Origin of the sequence: Citrobacter sp. RHBSTW-00671, assembly GCF_014103415.1 — a bacterium.
Lineage (GTDB): Bacteria > Pseudomonadota > Gammaproteobacteria > Enterobacterales > Enterobacteriaceae > Citrobacter.
The window spans coordinates 1,610,154-1,625,678 of the sequence record NZ_JABXPR010000001.1 but is presented as its reverse complement, the minus strand read 5'-3'; the positions used below and the strand labels follow the sequence as shown (position 1 = coordinate 1,625,678).

The window sequence follows — 15,525 nt, the reverse complement described above, 5'->3', positions numbered from 1 at the left end:
GATGTACTTCACAGTAATTTGTGAATTATATTTTAAGTAGACGTAATATTTCAGAAAAAACGCGTATTAAATATAAGAACCATTAATACAATAGTAAAATTAGTGATATTTATGCGTGAATAATCACATTTAATTACGAGAAAAAATAATTCCCATACCGCTAACACTCCTTTCCCACAAACAATTATCCCGCTGTGAACTTTATTTTATGGTCAGGAAACTAATGCTGGTTTGAGGGATGACATGAAGCTAAAAAACTATTCACTAATATTACTAATGGGTATGAGTTCCTCGGCGTTCGCCTTAAACGTCTATAATAAGGATGGAAATACTCTGGATATCTATGGCCGCGTTGAGGGTAAAATTGCGAGTGGCCAGAATTCATTTGCTGGCAGTGAAAGCCGAAGCGATCTGGGTGGCCGTGTAGGTATTTACCTCACCCGAGATCTGGATCTTCTGCCTGATACCAAAATCGTGGGTCGTCTGGAATGGCAGGTGCGTACCGAAAAAAATGATAACAATACCGGTGAAAGCGATATGGAAGCCCGCTATTCCTATGTCGGTCTGTCAAATAAAACATGGGGTGAACTGATCACCGGGAGAACCAAAAACCCGTTGTATCAGGTCATGAAAATGACCGATAAGTACAAAAACTTCACCCCTAATATCTACAGCTATGGCATTACAACCATTGATGATTCGTACCAGTTCAACCGACAGGACGGCACCGTACAGTGGAACGCCAAATTTGCCGGTAACGAAATTCAACTGGCATGGGTCTCCGGTAATGGCAACAGCGATAACGAAGCCCTGGATTACGGCGCGATGGTCAGCTATCGCAAGTCTTTCAAATTTGGTGATTTTAGAATTGCACCAGCACTCGCGGCCAGTCGTTACAAACGACAGGATGGCGTAGTGACCACCGATGGGCGTAATCAAAACGATCAAATTATGGGAGGGTTACAATTCAGCTATAAAGCCTATGAAGTCGCGGTAACCGCATTGCGTACTTCTATTTCTCGCGATAACAAAAGCGATAATAATTATAAAGGGATGGATTCACTTATTTCCTACAACTTTGGCACCGTCAAGGTTCTCACCGGATATAGTTTTCTAAATGAAGATGGTAAAGATATTGCGGAAAAAGAAGACTGGCGTGCTGAAGCGCAATTAACATTAGCTGAGGATACGTGGTTATCATTTACTTACGATAAAGAATTCGCCAGTAAGAACAAAAAAACCAATGATGATGCGCTCATCGTTGGACTTCGTTATGATTTCTAAGAGATAACTGATGAAAAAGATAACTTTACTTACTGCAGCAACGGCCCTGGCACTGAGCAGTATCTGTGCTCACGCAGATACGTTATTGGCGCCTTCCGCACATGCGAAAATGGATGGCGAGAATAAAATCGTCGCGCTGTATGGCAACTCGTTCACGTTCTATAACAACAATATCAATACCCGATTACGAGATTTGACGCAGTCTTTACTGCCTGATCATGCCAAAGGCTATAAGTATCGGGGTATCACGATTTCCAGCGGGCATTTAGGCTGGCAGATTGAGAATATGCGCTACCAGAACACATTACAGAAATGGGATGTGGTGGTGCTACAGGGAAACTCCACAGAAACGATTTCAAAGAAAGAAAGCACCCGACAAAACTTCGTTGACTCTGCCACCCAAATGGCCGACATGGCACATAAAGCGGGTGCAAAAGTTGTCTATTTCATGACCTGGCCGAAAAAAGACAAACCCGAAGACAGCCAAAAACTGGCGGACGCTTATATCTCGATTGCGCAGAAAACGGGGGGATATGTCGCTCCGGTAGGTCTCGCTTTCGAGAAAGCGCGCAAGACCCATCCGGAAATCAACCTGTATTATCATGATGGTGTACACCCTTCTATTTCTGGTACGTATCTCGCCGCCTGCGTATTCTTCGCCACCCTGTATAACCAGTCTCCGGTCGGCGGCGCGCTTCCTGTTGATACAGACATGACCCCTGCCACCGCCAAAGCGTTACAACAGGTAGCATGGGAAACCGTCACTGAATTCCAGAAGTCATAATCTCCGTTTTTTTCGTCCCCTTCACGCCGGCAATCGTGCCGGTGTGAAACGTATTATCCCCCGTCTATTCCTTAGCACCCTACGCAAATAAGAATTATTTTCATTTGTTTATGCCATGTGCTATATAACATAGCAAAGGCTATGTTAGATGATTAATTAACCACTTTGTTGTGAGGGATACTATGCCGCATCTGCCTCGTCTGAAGTCTGTTCTCCTTGCCAGTCTGTTGTCGGCACTTACGCTGTCGCCTGCCTGGGCGAAAGAAAAGTTCAAGGTCATCACGACGTTTACGATTATTGCTGATATGGCTAGCAATGTGGCAGGCGATGCGGCAGACGTCAGTTCAATTACCAAACCTGGGGCAGAGATTCACGAATACCAGCCCACGCCAGGCGACATTAAGCGGGCGCAGGGCGCGCAGTTAATTCTCTCTAATGGTCTCAATCTGGAACTCTGGTTCGCCCGCTTCTACCAGCATCTGTCCGGCGTACCGGAAGTGATGGTTTCAAACGGCGTACAACCGATGGGCATCAGCGAAGGGCCGTACAACGGAAAACCCAACCCGCATGCCTGGATGTCAGCGGACAACGCACTGATTTACGTGGATAACATTCGCGATGCGTTAATGAAATATGACCCGGAAAACGCAGCGACCTACCAGAAGAATGCCGAGCGCTATAAAGCGGAAATTAAGCAAACGCTCGCGCCGCTCCAGGCCGAACTTGCAAAAATTCCTGCCGATAAACGCTGGCTGGTCACTAGCGAAGGGGCGTTCTCCTATCTGGCACGCGATAACGATCTGAAAGAACTGTATTTATGGCCGATCAACGCCGATCAACAAGGTACGCCGAAACAGGTACGCAAGGTGATCGATACCCTACGAGCGCATCAGATCCCCACGGTATTTAGCGAAAGTACCGTGTCCGACAAACCCGCACGTCAGGTAGCCCGGGAGTCTGGCGCACATTACGGCGGCGTGCTGTACGTCGATTCACTCAGCGCTGCCGATGGTCCGGTACCGACCTATCTGGATTTACTGCGCGTCACCACGCAAACCATTGTTAACGGCATCAACAAGGGTCTGGAGAGCCAACCATGAGTCACTCTGCGATTACCGTAAATCAGGTTACGGTGACGTATCGCAACGGTCATACCGCACTGCGGGACGCCACTTTTCAGGTTCCGGGCGGCTCAATTGCCGCGCTGGTCGGCGTAAACGGTTCGGGAAAATCAACGCTTTTTAAAGCGCTGATGGGGTTTGTCCGGCTGGCGCAGGGGGAAATCTCTATCCTGCAACAGCCGGTCAGCAAGGCGCTAAAACAGAATCTGATTGCGTATGTGCCCCAGTCTGAAGAGGTGGACTGGTCATTTCCGGTGCTGGTCGAAGATGTGGTCATGATGGGACGTTTTGGCCATATGGGCTGGCTGCGCCGACCAAAGGCGCACGATCGCGCCTGCGTGGATGCGGCACTGGCGCGGGTTGATATGCTGGACTATCGCCATCGTCAGATAGGTGAACTGTCCGGTGGGCAGAAAAAACGCGTTTTCCTCGCAAGGGCCATTGCACAAGATGGGCAGGTCATTTTGCTGGATGAACCCTTCACCGGCGTAGATGTAAAAACCGAGGCACGTATCATCGGTCTGCTGCGTGAACTGCGTGATGAGGGTCGAACCATGCTGGTTTCCACCCATAACCTGGGCTCGGTCACCGAGTTTTGTGATTACACGGTAATGATTAAAGGCACCGTGCTGGCAAGCGGCCCAACTGACACCACCTTTACCACCGAGAACCTTGAACTAGCATTTAGCGGCGTTCTGCGTCATGTTGCGCTGAGCGGCGGTGAACAGCACGTGATTACCGATGATGAGCGCCCGTTTATTTCGCGTCGCGCGGCACGCGAGGGGGAATAGTCATGAACTGGCTGACAGAACCCTTTGGTTACCAGTACATGCTCAACGCCATGTGGGTTTCGGCGATGGTCGGCGGCCTGTGCGCGTTCCTCTCGTGCTACCTGATGCTCAAAGGCTGGTCGCTGATTGGCGATGCGCTATCGCATTCCATCGTACCCGGTGTTGCCGGAGCCTATATGTTAGGGCTTCCCTTCGCGCTGGGGGCATTTCTTTCCGGGGGACTGGCTGCGGGCAGTATGCTGTTTCTCAACCAGCGCTCACGCCTGAAAGAAGATGCCATCATCGGGCTGATATTTTCCTCTTTCTTCGGTATCGGGCTGTTTATGGTGTCGCTCAATCCGATGTCGGTGAACATCCAGACCATTATTCTCGGCAACGTGCTGGCTATTGCGCCGGAAGATATTTTGCAACTGGCGATCATCGGCGTTATCTCACTGACCATCCTGCTGCTGAAGTGGAAAGACCTGATGGTGGTCTTTTTCGATGAAAACCATGCACGCTCTATCGGCCTGAATCCTGGTCGGCTGAAGCTGCTATTTTTTACGCTGCTCTCCGTTTCCACCGTTGCCGCACTGCAAACCGTCGGCGCGTTTCTGGTCATTTGCCTGGTAGTCACGCCTGGCGCGACCGCCTGGTTGCTGACGGATCGTTTTCCACGCCTGCTCACTATTGCAGTCGCTATCGGTAGCCTGACCAGCTTTTTTGGTGCCTGGCTAAGCTACTGGCTGGACGGCGCAACCGGAGGAATTATTGTGGTTCTGCAAACGCTGTTATTCCTGCTGGCGTTCGTGTTTGCGCCCAAACACGGTCTGCTGGCAAACCGCCGCCGCGCCCGACGGGTGAACAAGGAGTCCTCATGTTCTTAACCACATTACTGGAACCCTTTCAGTTCAGCTTTATGGTCAACGCGCTGACCATCTCCGTTATCGTCGCCATACCCTGCGCGCTGCTGTCGGTCTTTTTGGTGTTGAAAGGTTGGGCGCTGATGGGTGATGCCATGAGCCATGCGGTCTTTCCGGGGATTGTACTGGCCTGGATTACGGGTATTCCGCTGGCGATTGGCGCTTTTGTCGCCGGACTGTTCTGCGCGGTCGCCACCGGGTATCTTGACGATAACAGCCGTATCAAGCGCGATACCCTGATGGGGATCGTCTTTTCCGGTATGTTTGGCGCCGGACTGGTGCTGTATGTGTCAATCCAGTCTGAAATTCATCTGGACCATATTTTGTTCGGTGACATGCTGGGCGTTTCGCTGGGCGATATTGCGCAAACTGCGGTTATCGCTTTAGGGATAGCGCTTATCATCGGGCTCAAATGGAAAGATCTGCTACTGCATGCGTTCGATCCGCACCAGGCAAAGGCCAGCGGTCTTAACACCACACTGCTGCATTATGGTCTGCTGTGTATGATAGCCCTGACTATCGTCGCGACGCTAAAGTCGGTAGGTATTATTTTGTCGATCTCCTTGTTGATTGCCCCCGGTGCGATTGCGATTTTAATGACACGCAGGTTCGCCCAGGCATTGTTACTGGCTACCGCCATATCGGTTGCAACGTCATTTATGGGTGTATACCTGTCATTTTTCATCGACAGTGCCCCCGCGCCGACGATTGTCGTTTTATTTTCCCTGCTGTTTGTCATCACCTTTATTTATTCAACGCTGCGCGATCGTCATTCAGAGAGTCGGCTTCAGTCGCATGATGTATAAATAACATTTAATGGCATGTTGACTAATATTTCTGACGTTGATAAATAGCCATGACATTAATATAGCCTCCTGCAGGAGGCTATATTAGCCGTAGATTACAACCTCTGTTTATGCCGCGGAATAAGCAGACAGTTTCCCCCGATTGAGCGTGATTTTTCCGTCATTCACCAGCTCCTGTAATACCTTATGAATAGCACTGCGCGAGATATGATTGCGGGTCAAAATGAAGGTATATACGGATGTTTTCTCACGTACCGCGGGCTCCATCCCCCAAATATATTTAACGTGTTCAATAATCAGCTCTCGAATGGTTCTGTGCGATTGCAATGTTTCACGCTGGAAATAGCGTTGCAGATGGTGCGCCAGGATATCAAATGCCTGCTTCCAGAGATTTTTAGCGGAAAATAAAAGATCGGCGTTCTGTACACTCATGGCCCACATTTCACAATCGGTGTCGCAGCGTAAATAGTGTCCAGCGACCTCCGTGCGCATTTGCGGTAGTCCAAGGATCGCCGGCGCAGAAATACTTACCGTCACTAAGTCATTTTCTACACGATATACAGAGACCGTCCCTTTCTCCAGAAACAAGATATTTCCATCGACTTTCAGATCTATGCGCTGACGTTTTTTACGCAAGGACAGCCAGGCGTTATCCGATTTCTTTATTTCATCACCAATCAGCACTACAGATTTGTCTATTTCGTTCTGGAACATGGGACTCTCTAACGCAAATAATTGCTTCATCAAAATAATGGTGGAATTTAGTTAACGGATAAAATAAATGTCAGCTTTAATACAAGCTGGCATTTATCCCTATCTACCTCTACCACCAGCATTCCCTGGTGCTTTTGACGCGCTAACGGCACTGACGTTGTTCTCGCGTGGTGGCGTCGAGCAGTATATTGCGCTGTCCACAAAGAATTAATGCTTATCACCTTTGTCATCACAATTTCGTCTTTTTGCTCTTTGTATAATAGCCAAAAAGACACAATTCATTGATTTATATTGTCTTTATTTTCATTAAAAAGTTACTATTGTTGTTATATTATGCTATCAAATTGCAACACTGCGCAGTTCTGGCGTCTTTTTTGGACAAAGTGTTATCATGAGCCACTGACCACTGGGTGCATCATCAAGAGCTGAGGCATTATGTCCGAGACTGGCAATGTCAGTTATCTAATTGAAAATAAAATAATCTTCACGCCAGGCACACAGTGTCTGACGCGGGTAGACCATCCCGAGCTGCAGATAAAACTTAAACACTCGGCATCACTATGTCTTTTATTACTTATTCAACATCGCGGAAAGGTCGTCTCACAGAACGAATTGCTGGAGTTTGGCTGGGGTAGCAATCATCGCCAGGTCAGCTTCAATGCCTTTTATCAGAGCATCCTGTCTTTACGCAAAAGCCTGCTGCAACTGGAGCTGGAGCAAACGTTCATCACAACGATACCTCGCAAGGGACTGATTATTAATGAAGAGTTTGAAATCCTGGAGATTACAACACCGGAGAGTATCCCTTTAGCCATTGACATACCGGTAGCACCCGAATCTGGCTTAACACCAGGAGCGGGTATAGAGGCGTTGTTGGCAGAGACACCACGTAAACCACGGGTAACCCCCACTGAAACGATAATGATGGCACTGACACTGATAATCTGCGTGCTGATCGTATTCCCGTGGAAAAGCAGTGATGATTATTTTTCCGGTTATATTGCTGCGCCACAAGTATCAACTGACTGTCAGTATTATTTTAATAACGATGCCAGTAATTTTTCCCGGCATACTGCGTTTATCGACAAAAATCCTGCGTTGTGTCAGGCCAATAAATTTATCTATATCACGACCTATCCGGAATCAAAAAAATTGTCGGTGCTGTTGTGCCGCTCGCCAATGAAAGGCGAACAAGAAAACGCGTGTCAGTCAGTCTATTACCCACGGTATGATAGCTAATGAATTTACTTCCTCGCACTCCCCGCTTCCGTACCCAGACGGGTATTATCCTGATGCTTTGCCTTTGCGTAATTGCAATTGCCAGCATCTGGCGGCTCGGCAATAATCATAATCACCTGCATAATCTTTCCTGTCGGGCAGCCATTGATATCGTGCGTAATACCGCCTCGTTTAAGGGGATCATTGATATCAAAAGCGGTGATACTAAAGGTATTGTGAATATTGATGGCATTATTAGTGACACCACTAATAATGAACAGACTGTACAACGCATGGTGCTCTTTACGCACTCCAGTTACGGCACCAGCCCGGTATGGGTCTCACAGAAAATTCATGTATCAAATCGTGAAACGGCTCCCGCCAGTTTAATCCAGCAGATCCTGCCCGATTTCTTCCTGACCAACACCAGCGTCTCTAATGTCGATCTTTTCGCACTGAACAGAGATACCTATCTGATTACCAAAGAAGGGATCCCCTATCTGTACTGTCAGAATTATGCGCTGCCGGAAAATGAGTAATCGCCAGGCATTCTGCCGGTACAACCGACGGATGAATCTCAGTGGTTGTCAGTGATAAGATACAGCATTCAGTCTGAGCCAACGCTCACCGTTACTGTCTTTTAGGCGGCTTTCGAATGACAAATTTGTGAGTTTATGTGAGTTTCCAGGGGCTCACATGAGACTTCCCCGGTACCCAAAAAGATTAAAAAAAAGAGCAAAGGCGATATGAAAGAGTCACTTGATACGGACTTCACCAACCATACCCCCATGATGCAGCAGTATCTCAAGCTGAAGGCTCAGCACCCGGAGATCCTGCTGTTTTACCGCATGGGCGACTTTTACGAACTGTTTTATGACGACGCGAAACGTGCGTCGCAGCTACTCGATATCTCGCTAACCAAACGTGGCGCATCGGCAGGCGAGCCCATCCCGATGGCGGGCATTCCCCACCATGCGGTGGAAAACTACCTCGCTAAGCTGGTCAATCAGGGGGAATCTGTCGCTATTTGTGAGCAGATTGGCGATCCGGCGACCAGCAAAGGGCCGGTTGAACGCAAAGTGGTACGCATCGTCACGCCGGGTACCATCAGTGATGAAGCGCTGTTACAGGAACGTCAGGACAACCTGCTGGCCGCCGTCTGGCAGGACAGTAAAGGTTTTGGCTACGCCACACTGGACATCAGCTCCGGGCGTTTTCGCGTCAGTGAACCCGCAGACCGCGAGACAATGGCTGCGGAACTGCAGCGCACCAACCCTGCCGAGTTGCTGTATGCCGAAGATTTCTCAGAAACATCGCTGATCGAGGGCCGTCGCGGCCTGCGTCGTCGTCCGCTGTGGGAGTTTGAAATTGATACCGCCCGCCAGCAGTTAAACCTGCAGTTTGGCACTCGGGATCTGATCGGCTTTGGTGTGGAAAACGCGCCGCGTGGGTTATGCGCTGCCGGCTGCCTGCTGCAATATGTAAAAGATACCCAGCGCACCTCACTGCCACATATTCGCTCCATCACCATGGAACGCCAGCAGGACAGCATCATTATGGATGCCGCCACGCGCCGCAATCTGGAAATTACCCAGAACCTGGCCGGTGGCGTAGAAAACACGCTGGCATCAGTGCTCGATTGTACCGTGACGCCAATGGGTAGCCGTATGCTCAAACGCTGGCTGCATATGCCGGTGCGCGATACGCAGATACTGATCGAGCGCCAGCAGACCATCGGCGCGCTACAGGATGCCACCAGCGAATTACAACCCGTGCTGCGTCAGGTGGGCGATCTGGAACGTATTCTGGCGCGTCTGGCACTGCGTACCGCGCGTCCACGCGATCTGGCGCGTATGCGTCACGCCTTCCAGCAATTACCGGAACTGCGCGCTCAACTGGAAAACGTAAACAGCGCTCCCGTGCAGATGCTGCGCGAAAAAATGGGCGAGTTCACAGAACTGCGTGAACTGCTGGAGCGTGCCGTGGTTGATGCCCCGCCAGTGCTGGTACGCGATGGTGGCGTTATCGCACCGGGCTATAACGAAGAGCTGGACGAATGGCGGGCGCTGGCTGATGGCGCAACTGATTATCTGGACAGACTGGAGATCCGCGAACGCGAGCGCACCGGCCTGGACACATTGAAAGTTGGGTTTAACGCCGTCCACGGTTACTACATTCAGATCAGCCGTGGACAGAGCCACCTGGCGCCGATTAACTATGTGCGCCGTCAGACGCTGAAAAATGCCGAGCGCTACATCATTCCTGAGCTGAAAGAGTACGAAGACAAAGTTCTGACCTCAAAAGGTAAAGCGCTGGCTCTGGAAAAACAGCTGTATGACGAGCTGTTCGACATGCTGTTGCCGCATCTGGCGGATTTACAGCAGAGCGCCAGCGCACTGGCAGAGCTGGACGTGCTGGTCAACCTGGCCGAACGCGCTTATACCCTGAACTATACCTGCCCGACATTCAGCGATAAGCCCGGTATCCGTATTACAGAGGGTCGCCACCCGGTGGTGGAGCAGGTGCTGAGTGAGCCGTTTATCGCCAACCCACTTAGCCTTTCCCCGCAGCGGCGGATGCTGATTATTACCGGGCCAAATATGGGCGGTAAAAGCACCTATATGCGCCAGACCGCGCTGATTGCGTTGCTGGCCTACATCGGCAGCTATGTGCCGGCACAAAAGGTAGAAATAGGTCCAATCGACCGTATCTTTACCCGTGTGGGCGCGGCGGATGACCTCGCATCCGGTCGTTCAACCTTCATGGTAGAAATGACCGAAACGGCCAATATTCTGCATAACGCCACTGAGAACAGCCTGGTGCTAATGGATGAGATTGGACGCGGGACCTCTACCTATGACGGTTTATCTCTGGCCTGGGCTTGTGCTGAAAATCTGGCGAATAAAATCAAAGCACTCACGCTGTTTGCTACCCACTACTTCGAGCTGACTCAGTTACCGGAAAAAATGGAAGGCGTAGCGAACGTACATCTGGATGCGTTAGAGCATGGCGATACCATCGCCTTTATGCACAGCGTACAGGATGGCGCGGCAAGTAAGAGCTATGGTCTGGCGGTCGCGGCACTGGCTGGCGTGCCGAAAGAGGTTATCAAACGCGCACGGCAAAAACTGCGCGAGCTGGAAAGTATCACGCCAAACGCCGCGGCAACGCAGGTTGATGGTACGCAGATGTCACTGCTCAGTGCCCCGGAAGAGACATCACCTGCCGTTGAAGCTCTGGAAAATCTCGACCCGGATTCGCTGACGCCGCGCCAGGCGCTGGAGTGGATCTACCGGTTGAAGAGTCTGGTGTAACGTTGTAATGCCCGATGGCGCTTTGCTTATCGGGCCTACGGCAACAAGCGAGTACTTCTGAAATGGGTGCGAGAGGCCGAAACCAGACCATCAAGACGCGGGGTTTCCCCCGCGTTGTTGCTACTTCTTCGGTTCGTAAGCGAGAACAGCTTTAAACTCCATATTACGCTCTTTGATACTTAACTCGCACAGCGAATCTCGTACCATTAACGTAAATCCCAGCACCGTGAAACACAGCACTACAATCGCCACCAGGGCATATTTTGTCAGCATGTCTTGCCTCCCTGCAAAGAAGAGACTAACATCCAAATTGTTCAGGTTTGTACGCTAGCCTCAGGTTGATAGAACTATCTCCTGGGGCTTTTGTCTTTCCGGGACCTTGCAAATGCTCAAAGCTCAGAAAGCCTCAAGCACCCGTAGCTATTCTATTCCAGGCGTCATCTCCTCGAACAAATTAAGCCATTTGCTACGAGCCTGCTCGCAAAATAACAAGCCCCGGATATTCCGAGGCTTAATATTGGTATGTTCTGCCCGATGACGCTTTGCTTGTCGGGCCTACAAAATACCGCTATGTGTAGGCCGGGTAAGGCGAAGCCGCACCCGGCAATGTTGATTAGCGCTTATCTTCTGCCAGCAGCGGCGGAATACTTGGCACCATCGGTGCGTCATCAATATCCTTCTGCGTCATGCGAAACGCCTGCGGGTAGTGCTCGCGGCTGGTACGCCGTAGCGGTTCGGTATCACGCCAGGTGTACAGACAATGCTGACACTGATATACCGTCCAGACACCTTTCACCGGCGAGACCGCCATCAATTCTATGTGTTCATCAGCACAACGTGGACAAATCATCTGCATCTCCTTATTTACGGTTGGCCAACATGGCGGTCAGCTTTTCAGCCCAGGCGTGAGTCTCAGGTAAATCACATACCGGCTGGCTGTAATGGCCACGGTTATCCGGGGCAACCGGGGTAGTGGCATCAATAATCAGCTTGTCCGTGATACCTGCCGGGCTGGAGCCTGGGTCCAGTTCCAGTACCGACATATTCGGCAACTGCACCAGATCGCCCGCCGGGTTAACCTTCGACGACAGCGCCCACATCACCTGCGGTAAGTTGAACGGATCAACATCCTCATCAACCATAATCACCATCTTCACATAGCCCAGACCATGCGGCGTCGTCATCGCCCGCAGCCCCACCGCACGGGCAAAGCCGCCGTAGCGTTTTTTGGTGGAGATAATCGCCAGCAAACCGTGGGTATACATGGCGTTAACCGCCTGCACTTCAGGGAATTCTGCTTTCAGTTGCTGGTATAACGGCACACAAGTCGCCGGGCCCATCAGGTAATCGATCTCCGTCCACGGCATGCCGAGATAGAGTGATTCAAAAATCGGCTTCGTACGGTAAGACACTTTATCAATGCGCACCACGGTCATGTTGCGCCCGCCAGAGTAGTGACCGGTAAATTCACCAAATGGCCCCTCTATTTCACGCTTGCGACTTTCGATGACCCCTTCAAGGATCACTTCAGAGCCCCACGGTACGTCAAAACCGGTCAACGGCGCGGTGGCGATCGGGTACGGGCTTTCACGCAGCGCCCCCGCCATTTCGTATTCAGACTGATCGTACTTCAGCGGCGTCGCCCCCATCAGCGTGATGATCGGGTCGTTGCCAAGGGTGATCGCAATTGGCAGATCTTCGCCGCGCTCTTCCGCCTTATGCAGGTGCAGCGCGATATCGTGCATCGGCACCGGTTGCAGGCCCAGCTTACGCTTGCCTTTTACTTCCATACGGTAAATACCGACGTTCTGTTTACCGAAATTGTCGACATCCAGCGGATCGCGTGAAACCACGCAGGCTTTATCAAGGTAGAAACCACCGTCGCCATCGTTCAGACGAAACAACGGCAGAATATCAAACAGGTTAATATCGTCGCCGTCGACGCTGTTTTCCGCCCACGCCGGATTGGCACGACGTTCTGGCGCAACCGGAAATTTATCCCAGCGGCGAATAAATTCATCGATCTGTTTTTTCACCGGCGTATTCGGTGGTAAACCCAACGAGATAGCGTGGTTCTGCCAGGAGCCGATAGTGTTCATTGCCACACGGGCATCGGTAAATCCACGAACGTTGTCAAACCACAGCGCAGGCGCGCCGTCACCAATACGCCCGGTGGCATTGGCAGCCGCCGCTAAGTCCGGCTCGGCATTCACTTCTTCACTGATTTTCAGCAATTGTCCCTGGTCGTCCAGCGCTTGCAAAAAGCTGCGCAAATCATCAAATGCCATTACTCATTCTCCTGTGAAAAATTCTGCGCCTGGCGTAATCCCTGCCAGCGACGGGCGCTTGGGTGTTCCAGACCAAACTGATCGAGAACGCGAGCAACAATATGCTGCGTAATGTCATCGACCGTTTGCGGATGGTTATAAAACGCGGGCATCGGCGGAACCATTGCGACACCCATACGGGAAAGTGCGAGCATATTTTCCAGATGAATGGTGCTCAGCGGCATTTCACGCGGAACCAGCACCAGCTTGCGCCCTTCTTTTAGCACCACATCAGCAGCCCGCCCCACCAGCCCTTCCGCATACCCAGCCCGAATACCGGCCAGCGTTTTCATGCTACAGGGGATAACAACCATGCCGTCGGTCCGAAACGATCCGGAGGAGATACTCGCCGCCTGATCCGCCGGATGGTGGCAGTAGTCCGCCAGCGCAGACACATCGTGAACGCTGTACGGCGTTTCCAGCTCAATGGTCGTTTTCGCCCACTTCGATAACACCAGATGCGTTTCCACTTCCGGCATTTGCCGCAGCGCCTGTAGCAGCGCCACACCAAGCGGCGCTCCTGTTGCCCCGGTCATTCCTACGATGAGTCTCATTCAACCTCTCAATATTGTTCGTGTACGAACATTTTGCTTAACATACTCCCACAACCGACTCCGGGCAAGGACACCTGGCACAGATAGCTAAAGTCGCGCTTGTTAAAAAATCACGCGTTACCCGCTATGATAGAGGCCGATCGTTTGCCCGGAGTTCCCATGGAGTTACGAAATACCGCGTTTCACTTACTACGCCAGCTTTTTCAAAAGCATACGGCTCGCTGGCAGCAGGCATTACCGGAACTGACTAAACCTCAGTACGCAGTGATGCGGGCCATTGCTGAACGTCCTGGTATCGAGCAAGTTGACTTAACAGAGGCCGCGGTGAGTACGAAAGCAACACTGGCGGAAATGCTGAGCCGGATGGAGAGTCGGGGGCTGGTAAAACGCGAGCACGATCCGGCAGATAAGCGCAGGCGATTTGTCTATCTGACGCCTGAGGGTGATGCATTGCTTACCCACGTGACACAGCTGGGAGACAGTATAGATAATGAGTTTCTCGGGCGGCTTAGCGCGCAAGAACGCGAACAGTTTACGTATCTGGTGCGTAAGATGATGGGGTAATGTCCCGGATGACGGCTCCGCCTTACCCGGTCTGCATATCCACTAAAGAAAAAGGCCAGTCCCAATAGAACTGGCCTTTCTTGATAGAACTTGTGCTTACTCGCGGAACAGCGCTTCGATATTCAGCCCCTGCGTCTGCAGGATTTCACGCAGACGACGCAGACCTTCAACCTGAATCTGGCGAACACGTTCACGGGTCAGGCCAATTTCACGGCCCACGTCTTCCAGTGTCGCAGCTTCGTACCCCAGCAGACCAAAACGACGTGCCAGCACCTCACGCTGTTTGGCGTTCAGTTCGAACAGCCATTTGACGATGCTCTGTTTCATATCATCGTCTTGCGTGGTGTCTTCCGGACCGTTTTCCTTTTCGTCGGCCAGAATATCCAGCAACGCTTTTTCGGAATCGCCACCCAGCGGGGTGTCTACCGAGGTAATGCGCTCGTTGAGTCGGAGCATACGGCTGACGTCATCAACCGGTTTATCCAGTTGTTCCGCAATCTCTTCTGCGCTCGGTTCGTGGTCCAGTTTATGCGACAACTCACGCGCGGTACGCAGATAGACGTTCAGCTCTTTTACAATGTGAATCGGCAGTCGGATCGTTCGGGTTTGATTCATAATCGCCCGTTCGATCGTCTGGCGGATCCACCAGGTCGCGTATGTTGAGAAGCGGAACCCGCGCTCAGGGTCAAACTTCTCGACGGCACGGATAAGCCCCAGATTGCCCTCTTCAATCAGGTCCAGCAACGCCAGACCACGATTGCCATAACGACGAGCAATTTTCACCACCAGACGCAGGTTACTTTCAATCATGCGGCGGCGAGAAGCGACATCTCCACGCAGTGCGCGACGCGCAAAATAAACTTCTTCTTCGGCTGTTAACAGTGGCGAATAACCAATCTCACCAAGGTAAAGCTGAGTCGCGTCCAACACACGCTGTGTGGCCCCCTGCGATAACAGCTCTTCTTCAGCCAGGTCGTTATCACTGGGTTCCTCTTCACTCAAGGCTTTCTCATCAAAAGCCTCTACTCCGTTCTCATCAAATTCCGCATCTTCATTTAAATCATGAACTTTCAGCGTATTCTGACTCATAAGGTGGCTCCTACCCGTGATCCCTAACGGAACTAGCACGTGAAAGCCTGGTTCCGC

At 51.2% G+C, this 15,525-nt stretch carries 17 protein-coding genes; 11 read left to right on the top strand and 6 right to left on the bottom strand.

What is annotated here, in order from left to right:
• Positions 1-243 precede the first annotated feature (243 nt).
• From HV261_RS07760 to sitD, 6 genes are all read left to right on the top strand, one after another.
• On the top strand, positions 244-1,284 hold the full coding sequence (locus tag HV261_RS07760; RefSeq protein WP_202037919.1) for a porin: 1,041 nt from the start codon (positions 244-246) through the stop codon (positions 1,282-1,284).
• Positions 1,285-1,294: 10 nt separating this feature from the next.
• Positions 1,295-2,068 carry a DUF4886 domain-containing protein gene (locus HV261_RS07755; RefSeq protein WP_202037918.1) on the top strand — a complete coding sequence of 258 codons (774 nt, stop codon included), beginning with the start codon at positions 1,295-1,297 and terminating at the stop codon, positions 2,066-2,068.
• A gap of 182 nt (positions 2,069-2,250) precedes the next feature.
• Positions 2,251-3,168 (top strand): metal ABC transporter substrate-binding protein, encoded by a 918-nt coding sequence (locus HV261_RS07750; RefSeq protein ID WP_202037917.1) that lies wholly within the window; start codon positions 2,251-2,253, stop codon positions 3,166-3,168.
• Positions 3,165-3,980 carry an iron/manganese ABC transporter ATP-binding protein SitB gene (gene sitB, locus HV261_RS07745; protein ID WP_202037916.1) on the top strand — a complete coding sequence of 272 codons (816 nt, stop codon included), beginning with the start codon at positions 3,165-3,167 and terminating at the stop codon, positions 3,978-3,980. Before HV261_RS07750 ends, sitB begins: the two co-directional genes overlap by 4 nt.
• A 2-nt stretch (positions 3,981-3,982) precedes the next feature.
• On the top strand, positions 3,983-4,846 hold the full coding sequence (gene sitC, locus HV261_RS07740; protein WP_202037915.1) for an iron/manganese ABC transporter permease subunit SitC: 864 nt from the start codon (positions 3,983-3,985) through the stop codon (positions 4,844-4,846).
• The gene (gene sitD, locus HV261_RS07735; RefSeq protein WP_202037914.1) at positions 4,837-5,688 is read left to right on the top strand and encodes an iron/manganese ABC transporter permease subunit SitD; all 852 of its coding nucleotides are present in this window, start codon (positions 4,837-4,839) and stop codon (positions 5,686-5,688) included. The genes sitC and sitD overlap by 10 nt, the downstream gene beginning before the upstream one ends.
• A gap of 108 nt (positions 5,689-5,796) precedes the next feature.
• On the opposite strand, the gene HV261_RS07730 is transcribed toward sitD, so the two are convergent.
• Positions 5,797-6,402, bottom strand: coding sequence for a helix-turn-helix domain-containing protein (locus HV261_RS07730; RefSeq protein ID WP_202037913.1), 606 nt, complete (start codon positions 6,400-6,402; stop codon positions 5,797-5,799).
• Positions 6,403-6,469: 67 nt separating this feature from the next.
• Here HV261_RS07730 and HV261_RS07725 point away from each other — a divergent pair, with 67 nt between their 5' ends.
• From HV261_RS07725 to mutS, 4 genes are all read left to right on the top strand, one after another.
• The gene (locus tag HV261_RS07725) at positions 6,470-6,613 is read left to right on the top strand and encodes a hypothetical protein (RefSeq protein ID WP_202037912.1); all 144 of its coding nucleotides are present in this window, start codon (positions 6,470-6,472) and stop codon (positions 6,611-6,613) included.
• Between the two features lie 224 nt (positions 6,614-6,837).
• A complete protein-coding gene (locus HV261_RS07720; protein WP_202037911.1) occupies positions 6,838-7,641 on the top strand; it encodes a winged helix-turn-helix domain-containing protein in 804 nt (267 codons plus the stop codon).
• A complete protein-coding gene (locus HV261_RS07715; RefSeq protein WP_202037910.1) occupies positions 7,641-8,159 on the top strand; it encodes a YqeJ family protein in 519 nt (172 codons plus the stop codon). Before HV261_RS07720 ends, HV261_RS07715 begins: the two co-directional genes overlap by 1 nt.
• Positions 8,160-8,366: 207 nt before the next feature.
• The gene (mutS, locus tag HV261_RS07710) at positions 8,367-10,934 is read left to right on the top strand and encodes a DNA mismatch repair protein MutS (protein WP_202037909.1); all 2,568 of its coding nucleotides are present in this window, start codon (positions 8,367-8,369) and stop codon (positions 10,932-10,934) included.
• Between the two features lie 120 nt (positions 10,935-11,054).
• Here mutS and HV261_RS07705 read toward each other — a convergent pair whose 3' ends face one another.
• The 4 genes from HV261_RS07705 to HV261_RS07690 all read right to left on the bottom strand — a co-directional run bounded on the left by HV261_RS07705 (position 11,055) and on the right by HV261_RS07690 (position 13,815).
• The gene (locus HV261_RS07705; RefSeq protein WP_043017378.1) at positions 11,055-11,207 is read right to left on the bottom strand and encodes a Hok/Gef family protein; all 153 of its coding nucleotides are present in this window, start codon (positions 11,205-11,207) and stop codon (positions 11,055-11,057) included.
• A gap of 340 nt (positions 11,208-11,547) precedes the next feature.
• Positions 11,548-11,784 (bottom strand): non-oxidative hydroxyarylic acid decarboxylases subunit D, encoded by a 237-nt coding sequence (locus HV261_RS07700; RefSeq protein WP_048213051.1) that lies wholly within the window; start codon positions 11,782-11,784, stop codon positions 11,548-11,550.
• Positions 11,785-11,794: 10 nt separating this feature from the next.
• Entirely contained in the window at positions 11,795-13,222 is a 1,428-nt protein-coding gene (locus HV261_RS07695; protein WP_202037908.1) for a non-oxidative hydroxyarylic acid decarboxylases subunit C, read from the bottom strand.
• The gene (locus HV261_RS07690) at positions 13,222-13,815 is read right to left on the bottom strand and encodes a non-oxidative hydroxyarylic acid decarboxylases subunit B (RefSeq protein WP_202037907.1); all 594 of its coding nucleotides are present in this window, start codon (positions 13,813-13,815) and stop codon (positions 13,222-13,224) included. The genes HV261_RS07695 and HV261_RS07690 overlap by 1 nt, the downstream gene beginning before the upstream one ends.
• 159 nt (positions 13,816-13,974) lie before the next feature.
• Between HV261_RS07690 and HV261_RS07685 the strand changes: the two genes are divergently transcribed.
• Positions 13,975-14,379: a MarR family winged helix-turn-helix transcriptional regulator gene (locus HV261_RS07685; protein ID WP_121584982.1), complete on the top strand. Its 405-nt coding sequence runs from the start codon at positions 13,975-13,977 to the stop codon at positions 14,377-14,379.
• Positions 14,380-14,475: 96 nt separating this feature from the next.
• Here the strand turns inward: HV261_RS07685 and rpoS are convergent, their stop codons facing one another.
• The gene (gene rpoS, locus HV261_RS07680) at positions 14,476-15,468 is read right to left on the bottom strand and encodes an RNA polymerase sigma factor RpoS (RefSeq protein WP_000081498.1); all 993 of its coding nucleotides are present in this window, start codon (positions 15,466-15,468) and stop codon (positions 14,476-14,478) included.
• Positions 15,469-15,525 lie beyond the last annotated feature (57 nt).